This is a genomic window from Dermacoccus sp. Ellin185, from assembly GCF_000152185.1.
In the GTDB taxonomy this organism is placed as follows: Bacteria; Actinomycetota; Actinomycetes; order Actinomycetales; family Dermatophilaceae; genus Dermacoccus; species Dermacoccus nishinomiyaensis.
Window position 1 is genome coordinate 1 of sequence record NZ_AEIQ01000094.1, and the last position, 913, is coordinate 913.

Annotated in this window: 1 protein-coding gene; it reads right to left on the reverse strand. The window is 61.3% G+C overall.

The window, feature by feature from the left end; genetic code table 11:
• Nucleotides 1-302 precede the first annotated feature (302 nt).
• Nucleotides 303-704, reverse strand: coding sequence for a VOC family protein (locus HMPREF0321_RS10620; protein ID WP_006946341.1), 402 nt, complete (start codon nucleotides 702-704; stop codon nucleotides 303-305).
• Nucleotides 705-913 lie beyond the last annotated feature (209 nt).

The following is a 913-nucleotide window of genomic DNA, read 5'->3' on the forward strand; positions in this document are numbered from 1 at the left end:
ACGCTTCACTTCGTGGCAGCGTAATAACCCGCTAGTGAACGGTCCTGGTGCTCAGTCAGACGCCACAACTCACCCCAGGAGCGAGACGCTGCGCTGACCGTAGCTGCCTCGTCCAACCACATTTCAGGGCGGGGGAAGGCTAACGCCAGCGCTGACGCCAAAAGGGGCGGGGCCAGCACCCATGTGGGGTTCGATCTGCCCAGCGCAGCCTGTTCACTTCTCACGTCCGCCAACCTATCGAGATAGCCGCCCCCACCGGCCCCTACACACGCTCGGGACCGTGGCAGAAACGGTCGTTTGAGCTACTGCGCAGCTGCTGACTTCTCCGCGTCGGAGCGCAGGACGCAGAACTGGTTGCCCTCGGGGTCTGCGAGGGTGACCCATCCGGTTCCTGGGCTGTGGATGTCGCGACGGTCGGCGATGAAACGCGCGCCCAGGGCCTGGAGGCGTTCGACCTCTTCGTCGCGAGTGCCTTCGCGTGGGCGTAGGTCGAAGTGGATCCGGTTCTTGCCCGGTGTGGGGTCGTCCACCTGGATGAACAAGATCGTGTGGCCGGTGGCGGGGTCGAAGATCGGGCATTCGACGTCGCCAGGCTCGTTGGGGTCGTCGGCGTTTTCGTCGTAGGAGAGGACCTGCCGCCAGAACTCGGAGAGTTCGTAGGCGTTGAGACAGTCGACTGATACATGGGAAACATAGCTACTCATGGAAATAAGCCAACGGCTCGGGGGTCCTCTTGTCGAGAGATTTTCGAGCTGTCTCCGACAGGTGGACTGGTGGTGCAAAAACGATGATCGCGCCCATGGCTTTGCCACACATGGTTCTGCACGTAGTTCTGCTACACGATTCGGTAGCTCAACTACGTGCAGAACCACGCCTGGCCGAGATGTAGCAGAAACGAAGGCGAGTTCAACCG